18 protein-coding genes are annotated in these 24,532 nt (G+C 58.0%); 10 read left to right on the top strand and 8 right to left on the bottom strand.

Annotated features, from left to right (window positions below):
• Positions 1-91: 91 nt before the first annotated feature.
• From ACQK2Q_RS00380 to yajC, 4 genes are all read right to left on the bottom strand, one after another.
• Complete coding sequence (locus ACQK2Q_RS00380) at positions 92-3,682, bottom strand: TonB-dependent receptor domain-containing protein (protein WP_425407774.1); 3,591 nt, start codon at positions 3,680-3,682, stop codon at positions 92-94.
• A 314-nt stretch (positions 3,683-3,996) separates the two neighbouring features.
• Positions 3,997-4,965: a protein translocase subunit SecF gene (gene secF / locus ACQK2Q_RS00375; protein ID WP_425407773.1), complete on the bottom strand. Its 969-nt coding sequence runs from the start codon at positions 4,963-4,965 to the stop codon at positions 3,997-3,999.
• A 12-nt stretch (positions 4,966-4,977) separates the two neighbouring features.
• The gene (gene secD, locus ACQK2Q_RS00370) at positions 4,978-6,609 is read right to left on the bottom strand and encodes a protein translocase subunit SecD (RefSeq protein ID WP_425407772.1); all 1,632 of its coding nucleotides are present in this window, start codon (positions 6,607-6,609) and stop codon (positions 4,978-4,980) included.
• 42 nt (positions 6,610-6,651) lie between these two features.
• Positions 6,652-6,993, bottom strand: a complete 342-nt coding sequence (yajC, locus tag ACQK2Q_RS00365) for a preprotein translocase subunit YajC (protein ID WP_425407771.1) — start codon at positions 6,991-6,993, stop codon at positions 6,652-6,654.
• A gap of 288 nt (positions 6,994-7,281) precedes the next feature.
• Here yajC and ACQK2Q_RS00360 point away from each other — a divergent pair, with 288 nt between their 5' ends.
• The 5 genes from ACQK2Q_RS00360 to ACQK2Q_RS00340 all read left to right on the top strand — a co-directional run bounded on the left by ACQK2Q_RS00360 (position 7,282) and on the right by ACQK2Q_RS00340 (position 12,669).
• Positions 7,282-8,775, top strand: coding sequence for a hypothetical protein (locus ACQK2Q_RS00360; RefSeq protein WP_425407770.1), 1,494 nt, complete (start codon positions 7,282-7,284; stop codon positions 8,773-8,775).
• A 414-nt stretch (positions 8,776-9,189) separates the two neighbouring features.
• A complete protein-coding gene (locus tag ACQK2Q_RS00355) occupies positions 9,190-9,801 on the top strand; it encodes a TetR/AcrR family transcriptional regulator (protein WP_425407769.1) in 612 nt (203 codons plus the stop codon).
• Positions 9,802-9,814: 13 nt separating this feature from the next.
• Positions 9,815-10,576, top strand: a complete 762-nt coding sequence (locus ACQK2Q_RS00350) for a lysophospholipid acyltransferase family protein (RefSeq protein ID WP_425407768.1) — start codon at positions 9,815-9,817, stop codon at positions 10,574-10,576.
• A gap of 2 nt (positions 10,577-10,578) precedes the next feature.
• Positions 10,579-11,937 (top strand): hypothetical protein, encoded by a 1,359-nt coding sequence (locus tag ACQK2Q_RS00345; RefSeq protein ID WP_425407767.1) that lies wholly within the window; start codon positions 10,579-10,581, stop codon positions 11,935-11,937.
• A gap of 222 nt (positions 11,938-12,159) precedes the next feature.
• A complete protein-coding gene (locus ACQK2Q_RS00340) occupies positions 12,160-12,669 on the top strand; it encodes a hypothetical protein (protein ID WP_425407766.1) in 510 nt (169 codons plus the stop codon).
• Positions 12,670-12,673: 4 nt separating this feature from the next.
• Here the strand turns inward: ACQK2Q_RS00340 and ACQK2Q_RS00335 are convergent, their stop codons facing one another.
• Together ACQK2Q_RS00335 and ACQK2Q_RS00330 are read right to left on the bottom strand one after the other, a co-directional pair.
• Positions 12,674-13,978: a UDP-glucose dehydrogenase family protein gene (locus tag ACQK2Q_RS00335; protein ID WP_425407765.1), complete on the bottom strand. Its 1,305-nt coding sequence runs from the start codon at positions 13,976-13,978 to the stop codon at positions 12,674-12,676.
• A gap of 71 nt (positions 13,979-14,049) precedes the next feature.
• Positions 14,050-15,507, bottom strand: coding sequence for an undecaprenyl-phosphate glucose phosphotransferase (locus ACQK2Q_RS00330; RefSeq protein WP_425407764.1), 1,458 nt, complete (start codon positions 15,505-15,507; stop codon positions 14,050-14,052).
• Positions 15,508-15,634: 127 nt separating this feature from the next.
• Between ACQK2Q_RS00330 and ACQK2Q_RS00325 the strand changes: the two genes are divergently transcribed.
• The 3 genes from ACQK2Q_RS00325 to ACQK2Q_RS00315 all read left to right on the top strand — a co-directional run bounded on the left by ACQK2Q_RS00325 (position 15,635) and on the right by ACQK2Q_RS00315 (position 17,400).
• A complete protein-coding gene (locus ACQK2Q_RS00325; RefSeq protein ID WP_425407763.1) occupies positions 15,635-15,859 on the top strand; it encodes a hypothetical protein in 225 nt (74 codons plus the stop codon).
• 61 nt (positions 15,860-15,920) lie between these two features.
• Positions 15,921-16,721 carry a 3'(2'),5'-bisphosphate nucleotidase CysQ gene (cysQ, locus tag ACQK2Q_RS00320; RefSeq protein WP_425407762.1) on the top strand — a complete coding sequence of 267 codons (801 nt, stop codon included), beginning with the start codon at positions 15,921-15,923 and terminating at the stop codon, positions 16,719-16,721.
• A gap of 145 nt (positions 16,722-16,866) precedes the next feature.
• Positions 16,867-17,400, top strand: coding sequence for a DUF3617 family protein (locus ACQK2Q_RS00315; protein ID WP_425407761.1), 534 nt, complete (start codon positions 16,867-16,869; stop codon positions 17,398-17,400).
• 80 nt (positions 17,401-17,480) lie between these two features.
• On the opposite strand, the gene ACQK2Q_RS00310 is transcribed toward ACQK2Q_RS00315, so the two are convergent.
• Entirely contained in the window at positions 17,481-19,124 is a 1,644-nt protein-coding gene (locus ACQK2Q_RS00310; RefSeq protein ID WP_425407760.1) for a hypothetical protein, read from the bottom strand.
• A gap of 163 nt (positions 19,125-19,287) precedes the next feature.
• Here ACQK2Q_RS00310 and ACQK2Q_RS00305 point away from each other — a divergent pair, with 163 nt between their 5' ends.
• Together ACQK2Q_RS00305 and queG are read left to right on the top strand one after the other, a co-directional pair.
• A complete protein-coding gene (locus ACQK2Q_RS00305) occupies positions 19,288-19,971 on the top strand; it encodes a glutathione S-transferase family protein (protein WP_425407759.1) in 684 nt (227 codons plus the stop codon).
• Positions 19,971-21,113, top strand: coding sequence for a tRNA epoxyqueuosine(34) reductase QueG (queG, locus tag ACQK2Q_RS00300; protein ID WP_425407758.1), 1,143 nt, complete (start codon positions 19,971-19,973; stop codon positions 21,111-21,113). The genes ACQK2Q_RS00305 and queG overlap by 1 nt, the downstream gene beginning before the upstream one ends.
• Here queG and ACQK2Q_RS00295 read toward each other — a convergent pair.
• Positions 21,091-24,372, bottom strand: a complete 3,282-nt coding sequence (locus ACQK2Q_RS00295) for an Ig-like domain-containing protein (RefSeq protein WP_425407757.1) — start codon at positions 24,370-24,372, stop codon at positions 21,091-21,093. The two genes, queG and ACQK2Q_RS00295, sit on opposite strands and share 23 nt — an antisense overlap.
• Between the last annotated feature and the right edge of the window lie 160 nt (positions 24,373-24,532).

Here is a 24,532-nt window from a genome sequence, read left to right as displayed (position 1 = left end):
TTGCGCGTGTTGCAAGCTTACCAGTGTTTACGAAACAAAAAAGGCGGGCCCGAGAGCCCGCCTTTTTCATGATTTAAAATCGAACGCTCGATTAGAAGCGGGCGTCAACGCGCAGTGTAAATCTGCGGCCGATGCCATTGTCCGGCGCCGGAAGACCGGCGGACACATAGCCGAATTCCGGTGCAAGATTGTGATCCGTCAGGTTCGTAACAACAAATCGCGTGGTGAAGTTATCATTGATATCATACGCGATAGAGTAGTTGAAGAAGTTCGATTCCGGACGGAAATAATCAGGTTCTTCATCCAGCGGAGCCGTATCGTCAGGGTTTTCAACAGCCGCACTGTTACGGAACCACTGCAACTGATGCGAGAACGGACCGATCCGGTGGTTCACATCCAGTCGAGTCTGGAACTTCTCAGAACCAGGCTCGCCTCTGTTGTTGACCGTATCGGCGCCGAAGGTGCCGCTGTCAGACGCCTCGAACCGGCGGATGTAATACACATAGCCGTTGAGCGAGACTTCACCGAACGCAGGCATGCCCAAATCCGCAACATCGAACGAATATGCGATCTGCGAGTTGATCGCTTCCAGCCGGAACGAACCCGCATTGGCGTTCGAGAAGAGCGCCGCACCAAGCGTGAACGGATCCTGCACCGGCGCCAGCGAGCCAGGGATGGCTTGAGGGATCAGCGGATTGCCTGTGATGATATTTGTGTTCGGAATGGTCACAGGCGTGCCCAGAAGGTTGCCCATCGGGCCGGTGGCGAGAATGATGGAGTCACACACGCTCAGGCCGCCGATCTGCGTGTTCGGCCATGTTGGCTGGTCGAAGCACTGGTCGCCGAAGAAAGCCAGCTGGATCTGGTTGTCCAGCCGCATATTGATGTAGTCGGACTGAATCGTCAGACCCGGGATGAAATCCGGCTGAAGCACAACGCCGACGGTGTAGTTATTGGCGATCTCGTTTTCGAGATTCGGGTTACCGGCGACACCGGCGGGAACCGTTCCCGGAGGCGGCGCGAGGCTGGCGAAGGCGCCGACCGGCAGACCAAGCTGCTGCTCGAAGGCTGCGCAGTTCTGGTCGCGAATGCCGCTGGACGGACCGCCGTTTCTGAAGAACGCGTTACAAGGGAAGAATTGCGCGATCCCGGAGAAACCTGTCTGCGGAGCGCCGAGCGATTCCACAATCGACGGCGAACGAACCGCACGGGTCCGGTTACCGCGGAAAGTAATGCCCTCAAACGGAGAATAGCGACCGCCGGCTGTGAATGTAATAGCCGTACCTGTGTTGGTTTCAACCGACGGGTTAGCGATCCCGTTCGGCGTACCTTCACCAGCCCGGTTGACGACGCGAACGGCGCCTTCAAGCTCCAGCAGGTTGAAACCGAATGGACGGACATCGCCGCCGAAAATCGGCGCGCGCAATTCCGTACCGCCTTCGAAGAACCGGGCGTAGCCTTCACCCGGCTGACCGATGGTGGAACGCGCCAACCCTAGTTCGAAAACCTGGCCCGGCGTAAACGTCAACGTCTCACGGCGCCACTCGAACTGTGAGTTAAAGGCGAGCGGTCCTCCCGGCAGTTCGAAAAGGTCGCCGCCAAGCGAAGCAGCACCATAATACTGCTGAGCGACGTTTTCGGAATCAACCTCTGCGGTGACGTAATCGATCGCGGCCTGAGACGCGTTGCCCGCACCGAAAAGATTGAGCGGCACACAGGCGTCAATCTGCGCCTGTGTCGGCGTGATGCCCGTTGCGATATTGATGTTCGTCAGGAAGGGATTGCGAACGTTAATCGCTTCCGGCGACGCCAAAGTCTGCTGACGGCAGACAGCGTTGCCTGTGCCGTCGTCGACAACGTCTGTCGCCAACGCGAATTCGACGTCGAGTATGTCGTTCGTACCGTCGTTTTCGCTCTTGTTACGGCTGTAGGCGAAGGCAATATCCCAGTAGAGCTGGTTGCCGTTGAAGCCGTCAAATTCGCCGTAAAGGGCGTGACTTGTGCGCCACGTAGTGGAGATGTTGCCCTCCATGTTCGTGACATTCCCCTGAAGCGACCCTGTAATATCGGCAAGGGAACGCGTCATGTAGAACACGTTTTCACCGCCGATCTGACCGAAGGGGCTCATGCCGCCATTCGCCGCAACGATGTCGGCAATCTGCGCTTGCGTCGCAGCCGTAACAAACGGGTTCTGGTCGTAGAAAATCGGAACACCGCCATTGCCGGCTGTGATCGATCCGCCGCCGGTCTGCGTGCCGAAATTGTCAGATCGCTGCGTATTTTCGATTCGAGAATAGAGCAGGTCGCCTTCATAGCGAAGCGCCGGCGTAAACTCATACTTGAAAAGGCCGTTGAAGGTGTAGCGATCCTGCGCTGCGCGAAGCGTTCGCAGGTGCCGGTTATCGAAGCCGCCAGCGCCTATAAGGTCGTCCTGGTCAGCTACGTTCGGCGGCAGGAAATTACCAAGGTTCAAAGCAACCGGATTTCCGGAGGCGTCAAACGTCAACGGTACGGAAATAGACGTAAGACCAGCCATTGCTTCGGCCGATCCCATGCCTACCGGAACTGTCGGATATGCCGAGGCAAGACCAAAAGTGCCGAAGAACGCCAACGGGTCAAGACCGTTCAAGGACGGATTGGCCAGCGCAAACTGGTACGGCGTCTGACCGCCGTTAGCGCCGCAAAACGCCGCCGCGGCGCCGGTGCAAGAGTTCGGGAAAATAAAGCTTGCCGCCGATCCTGAGTCAGTCTGACCGGTAAACAGCGTGCCGCCCAGAGGGATCTGCGGGTCCTGCTGGTTCGCCTGAAAAATCTGGTCCGGGATGCCGTCAGTGCCGCTCAGGCTGAGCGGGTTATTAATGACATCAATCGAGTTGGTAACCGGACGATCCTCGCTGCCGTAAATGGCGTTGGAATTCAGATATTCACCGGCGAGCACAACATGGCCGCGGCCGTCCATAACTTCTGAGCCCCATGCGCCCGAAACGCGAAACTCTTCACCGTCCCACTCATCGGTGATGCCGCCCTGCGCAATAAATTCAAGACCTTCGAAATCGCGATCGAGAATGACGTTGACCACGCCGGCCACAGCGTCCGCGCCGTAAATCGGGCCAGAACCGACCGTCTGGATCTCAGTCGTCTTGATCAGCGAGGGGTTGATGATGGTCAGGTCGACCTGGGCGCCGGAAACGTTGCCCGGCACGAAAACCGTGCCCTGGTTCGAACTCACGGCGCGCCGGCCGTCGATCAGCGTCACGGTGCGGTTGGTGCCGAAGTTCAAGAGGTTTACGAAGGCGTTGTTGTCGCCGAATTGCGTTGCATTGCCCTGATTGTTCACGCCGACTGCAACAAAAGGCAGATCTTCCAGCGCTTCAATGGTGTTGGTGAAGGCGCGGGTTTCAAACTGAACCGCGTCAATATCGGTCACAGCGATTGTCTCATCGACCGGGCGGCGGATACGCGAACCTGTCACGACAACGACGTCGCGATCTTCGTCTGCGAGAGGCGTCGTATCCTGAACCGCTGCGACCGCTGCTGCGGCGCTCGCACCCGTTACGACGAGATCTTCAGCCTCGTTTTCCGCCATGGCCGGCGTCAGGCCGCCTAGAGCTAAAGCGGAAGCACTCGCCCCCAGTAAAAAACGGAATTTGGTAGAGCTTAGTGCCCCGAATTTCTTAGTCATATGCGCCCTCTTTGGTTGTAACGCTGTTTTAAGAGCTCCGCCGTCTCCGCAACACGGAGTCTCAGACGATTCTCACCCGTCAGGTCATGTGAATTCTGGTAACCCTAGTTTTTAAGGTTTGTATGAACGCATGTTGATCGTCAACGGCGCGTTTCTTTTTGAGGCGGATATTGTCCCGCAGTGACATTTTTGCGACGCCCGGCGGGCGTGAAGCCTGAAATCCCTTAAGGAATTTGAAAGGATTGTTAACGCCGCCTCGACACAAAGCCGTGTCGCGGCGCAGGTATATTGCAACGCAAAACGCGACTGTCGGTTCAGACTGTCTGCGCCGCCGCTTTCGACCAGTCGCGCTTTACGTTGGTCGTCAACAAAAACGGAGACGCGACAAAGATCGACGAGTAGGTCCCGATCACCACGCCCCAGATCATCGCCAGCGTGAAGCCGCGCAGGACTTCGCCGCCGAACACAACGAGGACCACAAGCGCCAGCATGGTGGTGAGCGACGTCATCACCGTGCGCGATAGCGTGTCGTTGATGGAAACATCGAGCAGCTCAGCCAGCGGCTTTTGTTTGAATTTGCGCAAATTCTCACGCACCCGGTCGTAGACGACGACGGTGTCGTTCATGGAATAGCCTACGATCGTCAGGATTGCGGCGATGATCGCCAGATTGAACTCGAGCCGCGTCACCGCAAACATGCCAAGCGTGATGATGACGTCGTGCACCAGCGCAACGATGGCGCCCAGCGAAAACTGCCACTCGAAACGCAGCCAGATGTAAATCAGCATCATGGCGATGGCGAGCGCCACGGCGATGGCGCCTTTCTGGATCAGCTCGCCGGAAACAGTGGGGCCGACAACCTCGATTTTCCGGAAATCAATGCCGTCGCCGAGCAGCGTGCGCAACGCATCCTGCACTTGCTGGTTGGCTTCCTGCTGGGCTGTTTCATTGGCGTCCTCGCCGGCTTCGGGATCATCCACTTCCTGTTGGGAGATTTTTACGAGCACCGCTTCTTCGGCGCCCGCAAAGTCCTGAATCGCCTGCACGTCGACGGTGCCAAGCCCTAGGCCGGAAACCGTTTCGCGCACTGCGCCGATGTCAATCGGCTCGTCATCAGCGACCTCGATGGTGACGCCGCCCTTGAAATCGACGCCGAAATTCAGACCCAGCGTAAACAGCGCAGCGATGGAGCCAACCACAAGCAGCGCCGACAGGATCAGCGCGGCGAAGCGCAGCTTGATAAAACCCACATGGGTCCGGTCGGGGACGAGTTTCAAAAGCATGGCGGATTCCCCTTACAACGTGATTTCTTTTGGGCGCGTACCGAGCAGATAACGCCCTGCGAACAGACGCGTCAGCACATATGCGGTGAAGACGGAGGTAACGACGCCCACCGCCAGCGTGATGGCGAAGCCCCGCACGGGCCCGGCGCCAAGCTGGAACATGATGAGCGCGGCGAGAAACGTCGTGATGTTGGCGTCGATAATCGCCGAACGCGCCTTGTCGTAGCCGACCTCCGCCGCCTTGATGGGCGCCTTGCCGGCAAGCAGTTCTTCGCGGATGCGCTCGAAAATCAGAACATTGGCGTCCACCGCCATGCCGATCGTTAAAACGATGCCGGCGATGCCGGGCAGGGTCAGCGTCGAGCCCAGAAGCGACAAGACGCCAGCGATCAGGATGACGTTGGCGATGAGCGCAAGGTCGGCGTAAATCCCGAACCGGCCATAGGAAATCACCATATAGATAATGACCGCGATGAAGCCGATGACGAGCGCCTTGGCGCCGGCCTCAACAGAGTCCTGCCCAAGCTGCGCGCCGACGGAGCGCTGCTCGATGGTTTGTAACTCCGCCGGCAGCGCGCCGGAACGGATCAGAAGCGCCGTATCCGCCGCTTCCAGCGCTGAAAAATTGCCGGTAATGCGGCCCGAGCCCTGGGTAATGGCTGTCTGGATTGTCGGCGCGGAAATGATTTCATTGTCGAGCACAATGGCGAAAATCGCGCCGACATTATCGCGGGTGTATTCGGCGAAACGGCGCGCGCCGCGATTATCGAAGGTAAAATTGATCTGGAAGCCGCCGCCGTCCACATTTTGCTGAGAAGACGCCGTCTGCACCATATCGCCGGTGACTTCCGCATCTTCGTAGAGCACAAGCCCCGGCCCCGCATTGCCGGCGATGTCCGAAAACGGCACAAATATGCGCCCCGGCGGTAAAAACCCTTCCGAGGCGTCCTGCAAACTGACGGTCGGGTCATGCCGGTGAAAGCTGAGCTGACCGGTGCGGTTGATGAGATCTTTCAATGCTTCGGGGTCGTTATCGCCGGGCACCTGCACCACAATGCGGTCCGTGCCCTGGGGCGCGATCAAGACTTCCTTGTTGCCGGCGGGGTCGATCCGCCGGCGCACCACCTCGATGGAATCGCGCACGGCCTGAAGCGCGTAGCGGGTCTGCGCCTCAGCCGTCATGGCCACCTGGATCCGGTCGTTATTGACGTTTACGGTATAATCGCGCTGGCCGAGGGCGAGCGCGCCGCCGACGCCGCGCGTCACCTCGCGCACGCGCGTTTCGGCTTCATCGGCCTGCGAAGCTTCGGAAAGGCGCAGCGTGATGAGGTTTTCCTCTTCATTGTAAGTCAGCCCGCCGATGGAAACCCGATCCCGGCCGGCGGCGCTATTTGGGCGCATTTCCCGGCGGATATCCGACATCATCGAGCGCACGCGGTCGTCGATCACCTTTTCCGTATCGACGCTGAGCAGCAGGTGCGAGCCGCCCTGCAGGTCGAGGCCGAGATTAATCGTTCCCTTGGGCATAAACCCCGGCAGGCTGCTGCGCGTCTGCTCGCTCAACAGGTTCGGGACGGCGAACAGCATCGCCAGAAGCATCAGGACGGCGACGGCGGCGGTCTGGTATCGGGAAAATTGAAGCATTTCGACCTCTCGCAACGCGCGCCGGACGCACGTCTTTTCGTTTTATTTTTTGCTGTTTTCGTTCGCGGCCGGCGCCGGCTTGGTGCGCACGTCGGAAAGGGTCGTCTTGACGACTTTAACGGACACATTATCGGCGATTTCCACCATCACCTCATTATCGTCGAGCACCTTGGTCACCTTGCCGACAATGCCGCCCTGGGTCACGACCACGTCGTTGCGGCGCACATTGGAAACCATTTCCATGTGCTTTTTGCGCGCCGTCATCTGCGGCCGGATCAGCAGAAAGTAGAAAATAACGAATATCAGGATCAGCGGCGCCATCTGGATCAGCGGATTGGCGGCGCCGCCCTCAGCGGCCTGCGCGTAAGCGGGCGAAATGAACATGGCGGTTATCGCTCCCTTTGGGCTTGGTTCGGCCGGTTTCCGGAAAAGCGAAGATGACGCCCTCCCCGGCCCATGAAGTCGGCGGATATATAGCGATCCATCAATGGGTTGCAATGCGCGCGGCCTGTTTCTTTCGCGCCGGCGGGGCGACGGGCGGGCGCGACCGGGAGATCCGGCGTTAACATTTCATGCGGGATCATTGAGCGCTCGGCGCCTTTGTGGCGGGAATCTTGCTTCGGGACAGACATTAATCTTAGTTTTAAGGCGGGGCAGAAGGGGAAACGGGGCATGGCGGCGAAAACGTTGTTTTTCGGTTTCGACGGCGCAGATCACAGCTATATGGATGCGATGATGGCTGAGGGGGAGCTTCCCGCCATGGCGCGCCTCAAAGCATCGTCGCGCGTTTTTCATTTCGAGAACGACGCCGCCATGGGCGCGTCGAATTTCTGGAACGCCGCCTCGATCGGCGCTGGACCAGGCCATCACGGCCATTATTTTTACATGCAGTTCAAGCCGAACACTTATGACATCGTTCCCAATCACGAATCGTCATTGCCGGACATTACGCATTTCTGGAACACGCTTGACCGGGAAGGCTATCGCGTCGGCGTCGTCGACTGGCACCGCCTGATCGCAAAGCCCATGAAGAACGGCATCCTGCTCGACAACTGGCTCGGTCACGATCCGCTGACGCAAACAATCTATTTCCCGCAAACGATTGCGGCGGATGCGCAAAAATATTTCAACGGCGACGCCGCCGCCGGCGGTTTTGCATGCCGAAAGCGCGAAACAGCTGAAGAGCTGAAAGACTATCTGGGCCTGATTTTGAAACGCATAGAAGTGAAGGCCGACTTCATCGCCGAACAGTTGCGCAAACAAAACTGGGATCTGTTCATTGCATGTTTCGCAGAGGCGCATGACGTCGGGCATTATTATTACCATCTCGATGATCCGAACCATGAGCGTTATGACGCGGCGCTGGCGCGCGCGGTGCGCGAGCCCTTGCGCGAATGTTACCGCCGGCTCGACCGCGCTGTGGACCTGCTGGTGAATGCGGCCGGTCCCGACGCGAATATTTTCAATCTCGGCGGGCCCGGCATGGAAATGCTGGTCAGCGCAAACCACGCCATGGAGGAGATGATGCGCCGGATCGATCTTGGCGTCGGCGCGCCCCTTTCCGGCGCAGAGGCGGCGCGTGAAACCTACCGCTCCATTATTCCACAGAAGCTCCGCTGGAAGCTTGGACCGCTGGCCCGGGCCATTCGCAAACGCTTCGCCAATCATGAATATGCGCGGCGTCGTTTCTTCGCCATTCCGCATAACGACAATTCGGGCGCTGTGCGCATCAATGTGAAAGGCCGCGAGAAACACGGCGTTATCGCGCGCGGCCCGGCTTATAAAGCTGTCGTCCAGGAAATCAGGGACGCCCTGGCGACGTTTAAAAACGCCGATACGGGCCTGCCGCTGGTCAAGCGCGTTGTGGAAACGTCGAGAGAGTTCCCCGGTCCGTATGCTGAGTTATTACCGGATCTGCTCGTGGAATGGAACCGCGAGGGCGCGCCCCGCAATTTCCGCAAGATCGTTTCCGATCAATATGGCGAAATCGATGTCGCAGACAATCTTCGCACGGGCGATCATAATCCGGACAGTTTTTACTGGGCCCCGGCGAGCTATTCAGGCCCGCCCGTCACCCTGCCCCAGCACGTGGCCGAGACAGTGATGAAAGCTGTTAAAGGAGACGACGTTGTTGCGCCGGTAAAACCGGAGCGCGTGATTGCCTAGAGCGCCTGCGGCGTTAATCGCCACTCAACAAAACTTTTTGAGCGGCGGCGATACGATCTGCGCCGCGCGGGCAATGCATTTTTTTGCTCAAAGATCAGCCTTCGGAACGATGATCCCTGAGACGTGGTGAAGCCTTGCATTAGCGGCAACGAAATTGCCTGCAATTCTTGCTGCGCCCAGACAGAGCCGTTGACTCCAAAATCCTCACACTTCTCCACCAGGACATTCTAATGACCTGAAAAACTACACTTAGAGCCTGATAGTGAGCGCTCACTTGACACAGCGCCTGAGACATCTTATTTGGGGTGAGCGTTTACTTTCTTGGTTTTTGCTGCGCTCATCGCCGCAGGTTGCGAGGTGCGATGAGCGGTAAAAGCCCGCTGGAAGGCCATTATTTTCGGGACCCATGTGATTATGCCGACATCCGAAAGCGACGAACGGGGCGTTACGGCGGACGCCGGCACGACCAAAGCCCGCATTGAACGCGCCGCGCTTACGCTGTTCTGCGCCAAGGGCGTTGACGCAGTCACGACCCGGGAGATCGCTGCGGCGAGCGGCGTTTCTGAAGGCGCGCTCTACCGGCATTTTACCAGCAAGGAATCGCTCGCAGAGACGATGTTCTCCGCCATTCACAAACGTCTTGGCGAAAGCATTCGCAAAGCGGCGGCAGGCGGGCGGACGATTGAGGAAACAGCGCGCGCAATCGTCGCCGGATACGCCGCTGTCGCCGACGAAGACTGGCCGCTGTTTGCCTACCATCTGCTGACGACGCACAGGTTTCTTCCGTTTACGGATGCTTCGGCGCGCAACAGCGCGGATAACCCCGTCACGCTGGTCGAAGACATCATCGGCGCGGCGATGGATCGGGGAGAACTGGCAAAAGGCGACGCCGCCTTTAAGGCGGCAGCGGCGCTCGGCGTCGTTCTGCAAACAGCGCTGCATAAAAAATACGGCCGGATTGAAGGCGGCCTTGCATCGCGCGCGGGCGCGCTCGGCGATGCCGTCATCGCGGTTCTCAAAGCGTAGGGCGCTCATGATCTTGCTGCGTTCTTTACTGTTTCAGGTCGCATACTGGCTGACGTCGATATTTTATGTTCTCGGCGCGTTGCCGCTTTTGCTCCTGCCGGGCCGAAAGCCGCTGATGTTCTGGATCCTCGGCTACACCCGCACCATGTGTTTCTGGATGCAGAGCCTCGCCGGCATAAAATTGCGCATCGCCGGAAAGGACAAAATTCCAGACGGGCCCTGCATCATCGCCGCCAAGCACCAGAGCTGGGGCGATGGATTTGTAATGTTCTCGCAGTTTCGCGATCTTGCTTTTGTTACGGGCGATCATCTGGAAAAGTTTCCGCTGGTCGGCGGGCTCTTGCGCAGGATGGGCGCAATTGTCGTCGACAATTGCGGCGGCGCTTACGCCCGTGCGCGGCTGGTCGATCGTGAATTGAACAAGGCGAGCGCCGAAGAACGCCGTATTCTGATTTATCCCGAAGGTCATCTCGCGCCGGCGGGGCGGCAATATCGTTACAAAAAAGGCGTTTATCATATGTATCAGGCCTATGGACGGCCGGTTTTGCCCGTCGCCACCAATCTCGGCCTTCGGTGGCCGCAACAAAGCTGGCGATTGACGCCAGGCGAAGCGGTGATCGAATTCCTCGATCCCATCCCGCCGGGCCTTGATAAGGAAACGTTTATGCGCCGCCTTGAGACGGCGATCGAAACACGCTCCATTGAACTTCTGGGCGATGAACGCCCCGAAGGCGTTGAGATCGGCGCCGTTCTTCCCGATCCCGGAAAATCCTGAGATTGACCGACAATGCGGACATAAGGACCGGTACGGGCCCGCTGTTTTTTCAGCGGCGCTTCTGGCCCATGTGGACGGCGCTGTCGTTTGGCACTTTTGCAGACAATACGTTGCGTCAGGCGCTGCTGATCGGCATTCCCGCGGGCATTATTTCCGCACCTTTTTTTGACGACGCCGATAACGCCCTGCCCTTTATCGGCGCCCTGCTGCCGCTGGCGATACTGCTCTTTTCATCCGTATCGGGACAACTGGCGGACAAGTATGAAACGTCAATGATGTTCCGGCGCACGAAGTTTGCTGAAATAATATTGATGAGCACCGCCGCAATCGCTTTTGCGACGGGAACAGGCTGGCTCGCCGTCGCCATGCTGTTCGCCATGGGCGCGCAGTCGGCGTTTTTCTCGCCGGTACGCATCGGCGCGATGCCGAAATATCTTCGTCCGGAGGAACTGGTTCGCGGCAACGGCCTTTGCAATGCGGGACTATTCACATTCATCCTTGTGGGTTACATGGCGGGTGGCGTTTTAATTGCGATGGAAGGCGGCGGCGTCAAAGTCGGCGCAGTGCTGATCAGCGCGGCGACTATCGGGTTTCTTGCGGCGCTGCGCACGCCCTACGCGGCAGCGAATGCGCCAGGACTTGAACTCAGCTTCAACGGATTTTCACAAACCGTGCGGATGTTCCGCATCGTTTTTTCATCGCCCGGCGTGGCGCCGCCATTACTGGGCGTGGGCGTTTTTTACTTTTTATCCACAGCGGTCACCGTGATCATTCCGATCTATGGGCGCGACGCGCTGCACGCAACGCCGATCGTCTGGGCGGCGCTGAACGGTCTCTTCGCCATCGGGGCAGGGCTGGGGGCGATCAGTGCGGCGAGCCTGCCGAAAGGACGGTCTGGCCTCTTTGCATCAACACTTTCTATCGCGCTCGCCGGCGCAGCTAGTTTTTCGCTGTATTTTCTGACGCCGCTGGCGGCAGGTTCCGCCGACGCGCCGCTCGGCCTCGGGGCGTTGTTTGCAAGCGGACCTGGCCTGATGCTGGTCGGCGTATTGATCCTGACATCCGGTCTTTCAGGCGTTTATATCGCGCCGCTGCAAGCCGCCATGCAACGCCGCGCGCCGCCGCCCGTCCGGGCGCGCATCATGGCGGCGAGCGCCTTCGCCAACGCCGCCTTCGCCATACCCGGGTCTTTAAGCCTGCTTGCGATTACGGCTACTGGCGCAGATCCGCGGTTCGCTTTCGTCGCCGTCGGCGCCGCCATGCTGATCATCGCCGCCATCATGATCCGCCGGCGCCGCAGATTGCCCGAAGGGCTCTACGATGAGATGCTACGGGACGCTGCCGATCTTCCCCGAAGATGAATTCCCCAAACGCAGACGCGAAACCATCGCCGCCTCATCGCATATCGCTTTTGGCGTGCGGGAACCCGTGATATTCATAATTTGTTAATCATCCACGCTGGCGATATTCCGCCATTTTTGTCGGCGTCAGAACAGTAGACATCATGTGGAAAGGTCAGAACGGGACAATTTTTCACATCGGTTAACGCGCCAGCAAGGACAAGGCAGTATTTTCCCCATGTTATGGAACTGACATTCGCCATTATTGCGACCTGCCTCGTCTTCGGCTTTGTGGCCGCGGTGGCTTCAGTGCGCCCGAACCTCATACCAGAAATCGGCTCCAGTCTGAGAAAAGCGGAAACGGTCAAAAAATTCTCACCGCGCAACACGCTTTTCATCATCGGCGCATACGCCAATCATCCCGCCTGTAAAATCCAGCGGCGGCTTTTGAAGCCTGCAATCGCCGCGCTGATCCGAAACGAAGTGACGGTGATGGAAGTGTATGGCGACGACACGCCGCGCCAGAACGGCGACGCCATGGACTGGCTGGATCCGGCGCTGTTGCGCCACGCGCTGAACGCCGAGGACGGCTTTTACGTTATCTATGTGGATGATGACGGCAAGACAGTCTTCAAAAGCGAAGCGCCGATGGTCACGACTGATATTTTATCGCGCGCGCGTCTCGACATCGCCACGCCCGCGCGCGCAGGCAAGCGCAAGAACCCGGTTCTGAAAAAACTACGCGCCGCCTGAACCCTTAAGGCCGCCCTATCGAGTGATATTCTATGCCTGCATCGGCCATTTCCGCGGGATTATAAATATTCCGCAGGTCAATCATAATCGGCGCTTTCAGCAGTGATTTCACCCGCTCCATATCGAGGGCGCGAAATTCATCCCATTCGGTTATGATGGCGACCGCATCTGCCCCTTCCAACGCCTGATACACGCCTTCAGCATAAACGACGTCTTGTAGGATTTTCTGCGCTTCTTCCACGCCTGCCGGATCGAACGCCTGCACGCGCGCGCCGGCTTTTTGCAACGCCGGTACAATGTCGAGCGACGGCGCATCTCGCATATCGTCCGTATTCGGTTTGAATGTCAGCCCGAGCACTGCAATCGTTTTGCCCTTCAGGCTGCCGCCACAAGCCGCGATGACGCGATCAGCCATCTTCTTCTTGCGCGCATCGTTGATTTCAACGACAGCTTCGACGATTTTCGTCGGCGAATCATTAACCTGCGCCGTCCGGACCAGAGCCAGCGTATCTTTGGGAAAGCACGATCCGCCATAGCCGGGACCCGCATGCAGAAATTTAGAGCCAATTCGGCCGTCCAGACCAATGCCGCGCGCGACTTCCTGTACATTGGCGCCGACTTTTTCACACAAATCCGCCATCTCGTTGATGAACGTTATTTTCGTGGCGAGAAAAGCGTTGGCGGCGTATTTCGTCAGCTCCGACGTTGCGCGATTGGTAAAAACGATGGGCGTTTCATTGAGATAGAGCGGACGATAAAGCTCGCGCATGATTTTCCTGGAGCGATCGTCCTCAACGCCGACAACAACGCGGTCGGGACGCTTGAAATCCATGATCGCCGCGCCTTCGCGCAGGAATTCCGGATTGGAAACGACCGAGAAATTCGCGTCCGGACGGGTTTTGCGGATAATCTCTTCGACTTCGCCGCCAGTGCCGACCGGCACCGTGGATTTGGTCACGACGACTGTATACCCCTTCATGACCTCCGCGATTTCTTTCGCAGCTTGATGAACATAAGACAGGTCGGCAAAACCGTCCCCGCGCCGGGAAGGCGTGCCAACGGCGATAAAAACCGCGTCTGCGTCAGGAACAGACGCCGCGAGATCGAGGCTGAAGCTCAGTCTTCCCGCTTTGACGTTTTCCGCGACAAGCGCTTCAAGCCCGGGCTCGTAAATGGGGATCTCCCCATTTTCCAGTTTTTCGATTTTCGCCCGGTCTTTATCGACGCAGACAACCTCGTGGCCGAAATCAGCAAAACAGGCGCCGGAAACGAGGCCCACATAGCCGGTGCCGATCATGGTGACGCGCATAAGAGTATCCTGAACGTATCAATTAAGGCGGCGTCGCCAGTAAACGGCGCGCCGGGTTGTTAAATCTGCTCTTAAACGGCGTTTTGGGGAAAAACCACCGCCCGAACTGTCAAAATCAGGATTTTAATATCAAACCAGAGCGACCAGTTATCGACATAAGAAAGGTCAAAGCGAACACGGTCGGCCATCTGTTCGGTTTCCGAAGTCTCGCCGCGAAAACCGTTTACCTGGGCCCAGCCGGTGATGCCCGGCTTGACCTTGTGGCGGCCGGAATAGTTTTCGATCATCCGCGCATATTGATGATTATGCGCCATGGCGTGGGGCCGCGGCCCGACCAGCGACATGTCGCCTTTGATCACGTTGAACAATTGCGGCAGCTCATCAAGACTGTAGCGCCGCAGGATTTTGCCTACCGGCGTGATGCGCGGATCACCGGCCTTCGCCTGTTCAACCACATCGCCATCGTCGGCGGTGGTCATGGTGCGAAATTTATAGACCTTGAAAACCGCGTTATTAAACCCGTGGCGCTGCTGCGCAAACAAAACCGGGCCCTTGCCCTGAAGCTTGATGATAATTGCGATCGCCAGCATGACCGGCGACAGAAGCACGATTGCGAGCAAAGACAGTACGTAATCCTCGATGGTCTTGAGAACGCCGCCCCAGCCTTCCAGCGGCCGGCGGTACAACGACAAAACTCTGACGCCGCCGACATTGTTGATGGCGCCGCCCAGATGATCGAGCCAGTGGATGTTCGGACAGATTGCAATGGACACCGGCAAAATGGAAAGCCGCCGCACAAGAGCGGCCATCTCTTCCGGCGCAGCGCGGGGCACGGCGATGACGATATCGTCGATCACGCCGTTTCGCGCCGCGATGGCGAGATCGTCCAGCGCGCCTTTCGCCCCGGCGAGATGTGAATCCCCGTTGTCTTTCAATCCTGAATCATAAACGCCGGCGATGGAAATTCCCATCGGAGAGTCTTTTACGCGCTCGGCGAATTTAACGCCTAAAGAGGTTGCGCCGACTATGGCGACGCGGCGCGCAAAAACGCCGCCGTCCCGGCTGGTGCGCTTGACAAAAGCCACGGCGGCAAATCGTACGCCGATGACGGAAACAAGAACGCCCGCCGACCAGGCGAACAACCAAACGCGCGAGAAACTGTCGGAGATTTTCAGCGCAAACCCGAACGCCAGTAATCCCAGCGCCGTCAGCGCCCAGCGCGACATCACAGCCCGTAACGATCCGTCGGCGGAAGTGAGCTGTTCAAACTCGTAATAGCCGTCACGGCGCATCAAGGTCGTGAAGCCTGTCGCTCCGAGAATGCCCGCCGCCGCGTAGCTTTGAAAATCGAATTCGGTTTGCAACCCGTAAGTGTGATAAAGATAGGCGACACCGACCGAGGTGAAAATAATCAGCATGAAGTCGATAAACTGCACGACATCGCCAAAAAGCGCGCGCGCCACAGGGGCGCGGCGGCGAACCCCGTCGGTCGAAAAACTGTCTGCGCTGCTCAATCCAGGATCTGCCATTATCCGTTCTTATTCCCTACTCTCGCAGAGCCTGCAATATCCTATGGTGTAATGAAGCGCGGCCCGAAGCTTGAATAGTTTACCTGCAAGATTAGGGCTATCATGCGACCAGAGGATAATCTGTGCCATGTCGAAACAGTTTGCAGCCTTTCATGTAAGCTGGCGGGACGCGAAATCGCGCCCGCTGGGTCTTGTCGCCGATGAGCGCGACTATGGCCGGGCCGCAGCCGCCGCCCTACAGTCACGCTTGAATCAGCTCGCCGATGAGGGCTGGATTGTACAAGATGTCCTGCCCGCCAGTGGAATAACACCAAAACAGTGCGCAGGGTTCACGATCATCGCATTTCGGTAGAATCCAAAGCGCGGCAAATCGCCAGTTGCGTTTTTCGCAATGTCCTTATCAATGCGTCTTTATGACAAAAGTTTCACTCACCGATGACGTCCTCGCCGATGCGTTGTGTGCGATCGCACTGGATGCCGGCGCCGCTGCGCTCGAAATATACGCCGGCGATTTCAAAACTGACGAAAAAAACGACACCTCCCCCGTCACGGAAGCCGACCGTCTGGGCGAAGAAATCATCTTGGCCGGCCTGAAAAATTTTGCGCCCGGCATACCGGTGCTGGCGGAGGAAAGCGCCTCTGACGGCGATATTCCTGAGGATCTTGGCCCGCAGTTCTTTCTGGTGGACCCCTTGGACGGCACAAGAGAGTTTGTAAACCGCACCGGTGAGTTTACTGTAAACATCGCTTTGATCGAGGACGGCAAATCCGTATTCGGCGTGGTCTATGCGCCTGCCTCAAATCTTATTTTCGCCGGCGGACGCGAAGGCGCATGGAAAGCCCTGATCGATGAAGACGGGACCATGGGCCCGCGCGCGCCGATAACCGCACGCACTGCGCCTTCAAAAGGCCTGATCGCTGTCGCTAGCCGCTCTCATCGTTCGCCAGAGACGGACGAATATCTGAACGGGTTGAGCGTCGCCGACTTTACCGCCGCCGGGTCTTCTCTAAAGTTCTGTCTCGTCGCGGAGGGCGTCGCCGACATTTACCCGCGCTTCGGCCGCACCATGGAATGGGATACCGGCGCCGGCCAGGCGGTCCTTGAAGCCGCTGGCGGGCGCGTGGTCACGCATCCTGAAAACGAACCGTTGCTATACGGAAAAAAGTCCCGGGGCTACGACAACCCGCATTTCATCGCCTGGGGAAAAAACTAACGCAACAGCTGGGGCGAGCACACGCTCGTCAAAGTCGTTTCGGTTTCACCACTCGCTACGCCGCAATTGGCGAGATGCGCGAAAGCGATTCTTAATGGCGCATAGCTAGATTTTCAGGCGAAACCCGCAACCTGAAAGCGTTAAGATGAGCCGACTTACCAGACCCGTGCGCGCATTGGCCGCCAGCATAATCGCATCGATCGCTTCTGGCTGTTCGCAACAGCCCGGCGCCGCCGACCAGGCGCCGGTCGATCTGGAGCCAGGCCGGTATGAAATCACCCGGTCCGGTTCAGGCCTTATTAAGATAGATGAAGAAAAAGCGCCCAATTCGATATGCGTGCAAAAAGGTGAGACAAACGCTTTCCCGCATACGCTTGCAAAATACGCATATTTAATACATCCCGCATGCGCGTCGCACCAGCAGACGCGGGAAGGAAACGCGATCTCAGGAGACATCATCTGCCCTGTGGATCGCAAGCTTGCGGACGGAATGAGCCATTTTGCCTATACCGGCGCTATCGCCAGCGACAATGTCGAGATTGATGTTCGTATGAAACTTGAAGCCGAAATCAAAACAGACTCAATGTCAGCGGCTGAAGCGGCGCAATTACGGATCGGTATGAAAGCAATAGAGCGAATGCGCGTCGCCGTCCGCGCTAAACGCACCGGAAGCTGTTAACGGCGCCGTTAGAAACCAGCAACGCCGCGCCGGATCTGAGCAGCAATGCTTCTTGCGGGCCGGCTGTTCCGTATAATCGCCTAGCGATACATTCCCCTTTCATTCACCGGAAAAAGATTGGCCGGGGCCGGCGTGCCGCGCCGCACCCAGATATCCCACAGCGCCGTCCGCTCCACCATTTGAAACTGCGTGTAGAGAAGCGCCTCGGAACGGCCTTTAGCAGCTGCGGTTTTCGGGTCCATGTCGAGGCGGGGAACGAAAACGACATTAGCAGCGTTCGCCGCCGCCGGACCGTCCGCATGGCAATCGCGTTTTCGGGCCAGCACGCAGGCCGTATCGGCGCCGGTCAAAAATGCTACATTAAGACCTTCCGCCGCAAACACGCGTGCGCGCGCCGCCGCCTCCAAAAGCATCGCAGACTGATCAACCGGCGTCAGGGCGAAAAACTCCCGCGCCTCCGGCGTGGAAAAACGCCCCTCTTCAACCCATTTTGCAATGGTCGGTCCGCCCGGCTGCACCAGCGCCAACTCGCTGCGGATGTCTTCCGGCGCTTTTTTCGAGGCGCTGTATTGCAATGAAAACTGGCCGGCGGCGTGAACTGCAATCGCCAAAGTCCAGAACAGGGTCAGCCCCGCCGCCGTCAACGCCGTGGCGACGCTCGCCCGGTCGTGATCGCGGAAAAGCCCGTCGTAAAACGGTGATGATACCGAAAAGCAGGCAAGCCCCGCCGACATGGCGAAAACCGGCAGCGCGTTGGCGCCCGTTATCCGCGCTGCTATCAATCCGGCGATCATCAATCCCGCCGCCGCCGCCCAATTGCGCCGGTGCGCCTGGCCGCCGAAAATCATGGCGGAAAATATCACCAGCATCGCGGCATAAGCCGCGCCGCCAAGGCCAAGCGCGCTTTCACCGCCGGTCACGCCGTCCTTCATTTGCAATAGGTCGGACGCCGCCGCCGCGCGCGCGCCGTTCATGCCGGGCGCAAACACCTCAACGATGATTGCGAAGACAACGAACAGTCCAAGGGCTGTCGCGTATCGCTGTAATCCGAACCGGCCCGTGATGAACGGACATGCGGAAAGGACAATGAAACCGGCAAGAGCGAAAACCGGGTTGAGAAGCCACACGGCAAAAAGTCCAGCGCCGCCCAGCGCCCCTTCAAAGCGCGCCCTGCCGACTGATTCATCTGCGGATACCGAAAGAAACGACAGAACGCTGACGAGGAAAATGGCGAGTCCCAACTCCGCAGGCCCTGAAAACGGCGCCGCAGCATAGGCGCCAAAAGCGCCGGTGATAACGGCGGCGAAGAGAGCGGGAAATCGTGAAGCAGACAAATAAGCGAGCGGATAGAGCACCAGAATTGCGCCCAGCGCTTTGGCGACGAGATGCACCCGTCCCGGCGCATCGGCGAAAATGTCCGCGCCCATCAAGAGAAACAAGAATAACGGCGCATCATGGTTAACCAGGGCCGCCTCTCCGGCCAGCGCCGCTCGCGCCTCCGCCACCGGGGCGATCATATCCGCCGTCGGCGTAAGACTTAACAACGCGGGCGAGAAAGCCGCTGCGCCAGCAAATACCAGCGCTGCAGCAATCGCCCACAGAAATGACCAGCCTGGCTCTCGCCAGGCGTATATCGCCATGGCGGCCGCCCGCGCACGGGGGGCGGCGCTGCGCCAGCTCACTTGCGGGACGTCTTCTTCATAAGCGTTGCGGGTCGTATCCATTTGAAACAGCCTCTGCCTTGCCTTCGCGCCAATCAGCGGTTTTGCCGCCTGTCGAAGCGTCGCGTTGCAAGTCATCTGCCGTTCACTCGCCTTAAACGGGAAAATCGCCGCAAAAACCCGATTCCGGCTTTGTCCTGACAGCGGGCCTGTTATGTAGGAGACCATGCGAACACTGCTTCACATGCCGCTTGACCCGGCTTCACGGCTCATCCGCATCATGCTTGCGGAGAAAGGGCTACCGGCGCAATTTGTGGAAAAGCGGCCCTGGGATGACGAAGACGGCGCCCTTTCCGCCGTTAACCCTGCGGTAACCATACCGGTGCTGCTGGACGAGCCGCCAACGGGCGGCGATCTGGCGGTCTGCCCGGGCATCGCTATCGCCGAGTATCTTGAGGACGCTTATCCGAACAGTCCGCTCTTACCCTCCACCTCGGCGGCCCGAGCAGAAACGCGGCGCCTGACCCATTGGTTCGTGGAAAAATTCGACGCCGAGGTGTCTGACAATACGCTGCGCGAGCGAATCGATAAACGCCTGATGCGGCGCGGCCAGCCTGATTATGAACGCCTCAAGATCGGTGCGGACTGCCTCGTCTGGCATCTCGATTACGCCGCGTGGCTGCTCGATCAGCGCCACTGGCTCGCGGGCGAGCGGTACACTGTCGCCGATATCGCCGCGGCGGCGCAGCTATCCTGTCTCGACTATCTCGATCTTGTTCCCTGGGAGAAATTTCCCGCGGTCAAGGAATGGTATGCGCGCATGAAATCCCGCCCGAGTCTGCGGCCGATCCTGCGAGACCGGATCGACGGCGTGCCCCCGCCTGCACATTACGACGATCCTGATTTCTGATGAAAAAAGACAGCGTTGATCTTGAAACCCGCATTCGGCAGTCGGCGGCGGCAATCGGTTTTGACGCAGTCGGATTTACAAGCGCGGACCTGCCGTCATCGGTTCGCGAACGCTTGACGCATTTTCTCGACCTTGGCCGCCATGGCGACATGGCATGGATGGAAAATCGCGCCAATGAGCGCGCGCACCCCAGATCATTGTGGCCGCACGCCAAGAGCGTCATCATGCTTGGGGTCAATTACGGACCTGACAGCGACCCGATGCGGGCGCTGGAACACAAAAACAACGGCGTTATATCCGTCTACGCACAAAACCGCGATTACCACGATGTCGTCAAAAAAAAGCTGAAGCGCCTCGCGCGGCAGATCGCAATTGAAAACGATGTAGAAGTGAAGGTTTTCGTCGACACCGCGCCAGTAATGGAAAAACCGCTGGCAGAACAGGCGGGCGTCGGCTGGCAGGGCAAACACACGAACCTTGTCTCGCGCGAATTCGGCTCCTGGCTTTTTCTCGGCGCGATATTCACAACCGCGGATATCAGGTCCGACGATAAAGAGACTGATCATTGCGGCACTTGCCGCAATTGCCTTGATATATGCCCGACAAACGCATTCCCCGCCCCTTATCAGTTAGACGCCAAGCGCTGTATCTCCTATCTGACGATCGAACACGCCGGGCCCATTCCGCACGAATTCAGAAAGGCCATGGGCAACCGCATTTACGGTTGCGACGACTGCCTTGCCGTGTGTCCCTGGAACAAGTTCGCAGAGACGGCGCGCGAAGGCGCTTTTCACGCTCGAAACGAATTGCGCGCGCCAGCATTGCGTGATCTCTCCTCGCTTGACGACGCTGCTTTCCGCAAGCTCTTTTCCGGTTCGCCGGTCAAACGGACGGGCCGCAACAGATTTATCAGGAACGTGCTGATCGCAATCGGCAATTCAAACGACGCCGGGCTAGCCGATGCAGCGGAAAATTTGCTTGACGACGAGAGCCCGCTGGTGCGCGGCGCCGCCGTCTGGGCGCTCGCTGAGCTGAGCCCGTCGAAATTAAAGCGTTATCATGCGGCGCGCGTGAACATCGAGACCGATGAAACTGTCATGTCAGAATGGCGGATGGCGCTTAAATCTCAACCGTCACATTGACGACGCCTTTGGTGAAGTTGCCGTGATCGTCTTCAACCCAGTACATAAACGTATCCGTGCCTGAAAAATTGGGGTCCGGCACATAGCGCAACGTTCCGTCGTCGTTGACGAACACCGCGCCGTTTGTGGGCGGGCAAATGCCGTCAATATTGATATCGTCCCCGTCGGGATCATAATCGTTGGCGAGCACGTCAATATCAACAAAACCGTCGGCGTCGACCGTGGCGAAATCGCCTCTCGCCACTGGCGCGTCGCTGTCGAGATCAAGCACGCCGTGATATTCGGGCGCGACGTCAAACGTACTGAAATCGCGTTCCCACTCTACGAAAACGCTGACCTTGTCCACGACGCCGGTCGCGCGGTCGGCGAAATACTGGTCGATGACAGTGACCTGCCGGCCGTCGGGCAATGTCCAGTAGCCTTCTTCCTCAACCGCATTTTTAATCGTGAAATAATCAAAACGATTTGGATCCCAGCTGGGAGAGACGACTGCTTCGCCGACGGAATCAGTTTTAACGCCGCTCAAATCAAGTTTACCGCGCGATTCGGGCGTCGGAGTAACCGGGATATAGTCAAAATCCGAATCGAAATCGAGGCGGCCCGCCGTGAGCTGGTCGCCGGTCAGGAAAATATCGCCGAGCGCAGGACTGAGGTTTTTAAAGTCCAGTAGCGCACCCTCAACCTTCACATCGATAATCACTTGGCCGAAATTTCCGTCAAACGGGAAGTTCAGATTGATCGTTGATTTTGCAGCGTTCACGCCTACGTCAAAACCGGCAATAGTAGCGCCGTTTATCGTATTATCGAACGAGTTGATGTCGAGCAAGATTCCATTGTTCGGATTACGGCCCCCGCTGGATTGATCCGTCGCCACCAGGTCGATATCTTTCAGCGTATAATGCGCGGTGTACTGAAGATGAATGCCGTTGCTGACTTCCCAGCCGGTAAAGTCTTCAATGACAGAACGCAGGTCGCTGAACTGTTCGGGCCCGGCCTTGATGACTTCCAAGCCGGTCTTCACGCCAAAGGCTTCATTGCCGTCAAATTGCGATATGACAGGAAAATTTATGTAAACTTCATCCATGTAGCGCAGCGATTCCGACCAGTCGGCTGTAGCGGGATTCACTTTAATAGCGCCGTTGCCTCGGGACATGTATACAAAACCGTGCCCGCCCGGAACACTGGCGGCGACATTGTCGATTGCGTCTACAAGCCTGCCCTGAAACCAGAAACCTGCGCCTGTCCGGCCAAGGTCGAACGCCTGAACGTCTTCGTGCCATTTGGCGCCGCCGGCGTTGCCGATGGATTTTATTGCAATATTGTGGGACCAGCGGCCTGTCTCATTGCCCGTCTCGGCGACAAAAGCAGCGCCGTAAACATCATAAGCAGCGTTGTCGGCCAGGACTGCATTTGAGTCATGATGGACATAACCCCAACCGGGCGAGCCCCAGACCGCATTACCGACAAGCATGGCCGGATCGTCCAGATCAGATACGCCTGCGCGATGGATATGCAATGAATACCGCGCCTTTATATTCGTGTCGGCGTCTACATTCGCAAGATCGGCGACATCGAATGCGCGTTCTGATTTATCAGTGCGGCCCAGTTCGAAAAACTCTGCATAGCGCACGTCAATTTCATCGGAATGCATGAGCATGACATGGCCGCGCTGGTGATTGGGCACACTGTCCGCATTTTCCGTTTCAATCCGGACATTGCGCGAATAATTCGCCACATACGCCTTGAGATCGGCGCGCGGCCCTTCGTGATCGTAAACCAGCGGTTTGTCGAAATAGATCGTATTTCCGTCGATACGCGTGATTACCAGTTCCTCGTCTTCTGTCGTATCATTGCGCGGCTGACCGGCGGGCGCCCTTTCGGAATCCGTCAGATGCGTGCCGGTCAAAACGAGCTTGTCGCCGACTTTCCAGCCGTCCGGGGCTTCCTGCAGGGTCAATGAAGTGTCGCCGGCCATCGGGTCAGCGGCGACTTTCAGGAATGCTTCCTTCTTCGCGCCGTGAATTTGTATATCGCCATGGCTGATTACGCCGCGCGAGAACAGCATAGGGTCCCAATTGGTGTCGATAGGTCCATTGTCGGCGATCTGAATGACCGCCTCGACATTTACCGCCACCGGATTATCGATCGTGCCGATCGTCATCCGTCCCGCCGGCGCAACAACAAGCGTATCGACTTCCATAAAAGTATCGACGTCGGTTGCAAACTCCAGCGCGCCGTCTACACGTACAGTGAACAGGGAAACCGGACTTTCACCGTCATAGGCGACTTCAACGCCTTCAGGGATTACGACCTTGGCGCCGGCGCCCGGCACCTGGCCGTCGCGCCATGTCGACGGATCGAACCATGATCCATTGTTGACGGCGACATGCGTTGCGTCCGCTACAGCAACAATGGCGAGCACGGCCATGTGTTCTTCTGCTTTCGCGGGATCGTCCGGATGCGGATGGGCGCCATGGCCGCCGGTCGCCGGGTCGTGGCTATCGCCGCCGCCCTGACCATCATCATGGCCATTGTCATGACCATTGTTATGGCCGCCGCCATGGCCGTTATCATGACCGCCATTATGGCCATTATCTTGTCCGCCGTCGCCAGCATCACCGTTCTGGTCTTGCGCGCCAACTTCAACCTCGACGACAGCTTCGCTCAAATTGCCGTCACTGTCGCGGACTTCATAGCGAAATGTGGCGACGCCTTCAAAACCGGAGTCCGGCGTGAAATGAATAACGCCGTCATGAAACATGACCGCGCCGTTCGATGCGCCGAAAACGCGAACAAGTTCAACTGATACGCCCGGCGCATGGAAATCATTCGCCAAAAGGTCTTCGGGCGCAATTTGCAGAGTTGTATTTGCGTGAACGCCGAAATTATCGTCATCGGCCGCCTGGATCGGCGCTGGCGAAGTGGTGGGCGGGGTCGTTGGCGAAGATGGCGTTTCAACCGGCGCCGTAGTGGGCTCGTCAACCGGGGGCGTCGCTGGCGGGACGCCTCCCCCGGCCGGCGCCGGGTCATCGTTTGTTTGCGCGATGGGCCCGCCGCGCCCGCCCAGCGTCAGGCATCCTTCCGCAGCAAGTAAAGGCGCTATCATACTGGCTTGCGTTAAGGACTTGGCAAGGTTTTTCCGGCGCTTGCGGCGCCGCGTTTTTGGCGGCGATGCAATCAGTCCTGCCTGAGAAGCTTCTAAAATGTCGCCAAGATTTAACGACGTGAAATTGCGATTGCCGCCAACACCAGAACTCATAATTTGCCCGCGCCCATGCTAAATTATTTTGCGTCATTGACGACACAGACAAAAAGCTACGCGCTTACAGAAAAGATGAGGTTGCGGGGGTTGTTCGATTTGTCCGCAATCTCAAAATGAGGCGGAATTTCTGCATTTCCTACTTGATATTAATGGAACA

Origin of the sequence: Hyphococcus sp. (genome assembly GCF_965228385.1) — a bacterium.
GTDB lineage: Bacteria > Pseudomonadota > Alphaproteobacteria > Caulobacterales > Parvularculaceae > Hyphococcus.
Note: the sequence above shows the minus strand (reverse complement) of the source record. Positions and strands in the feature narration are given on the sequence as shown.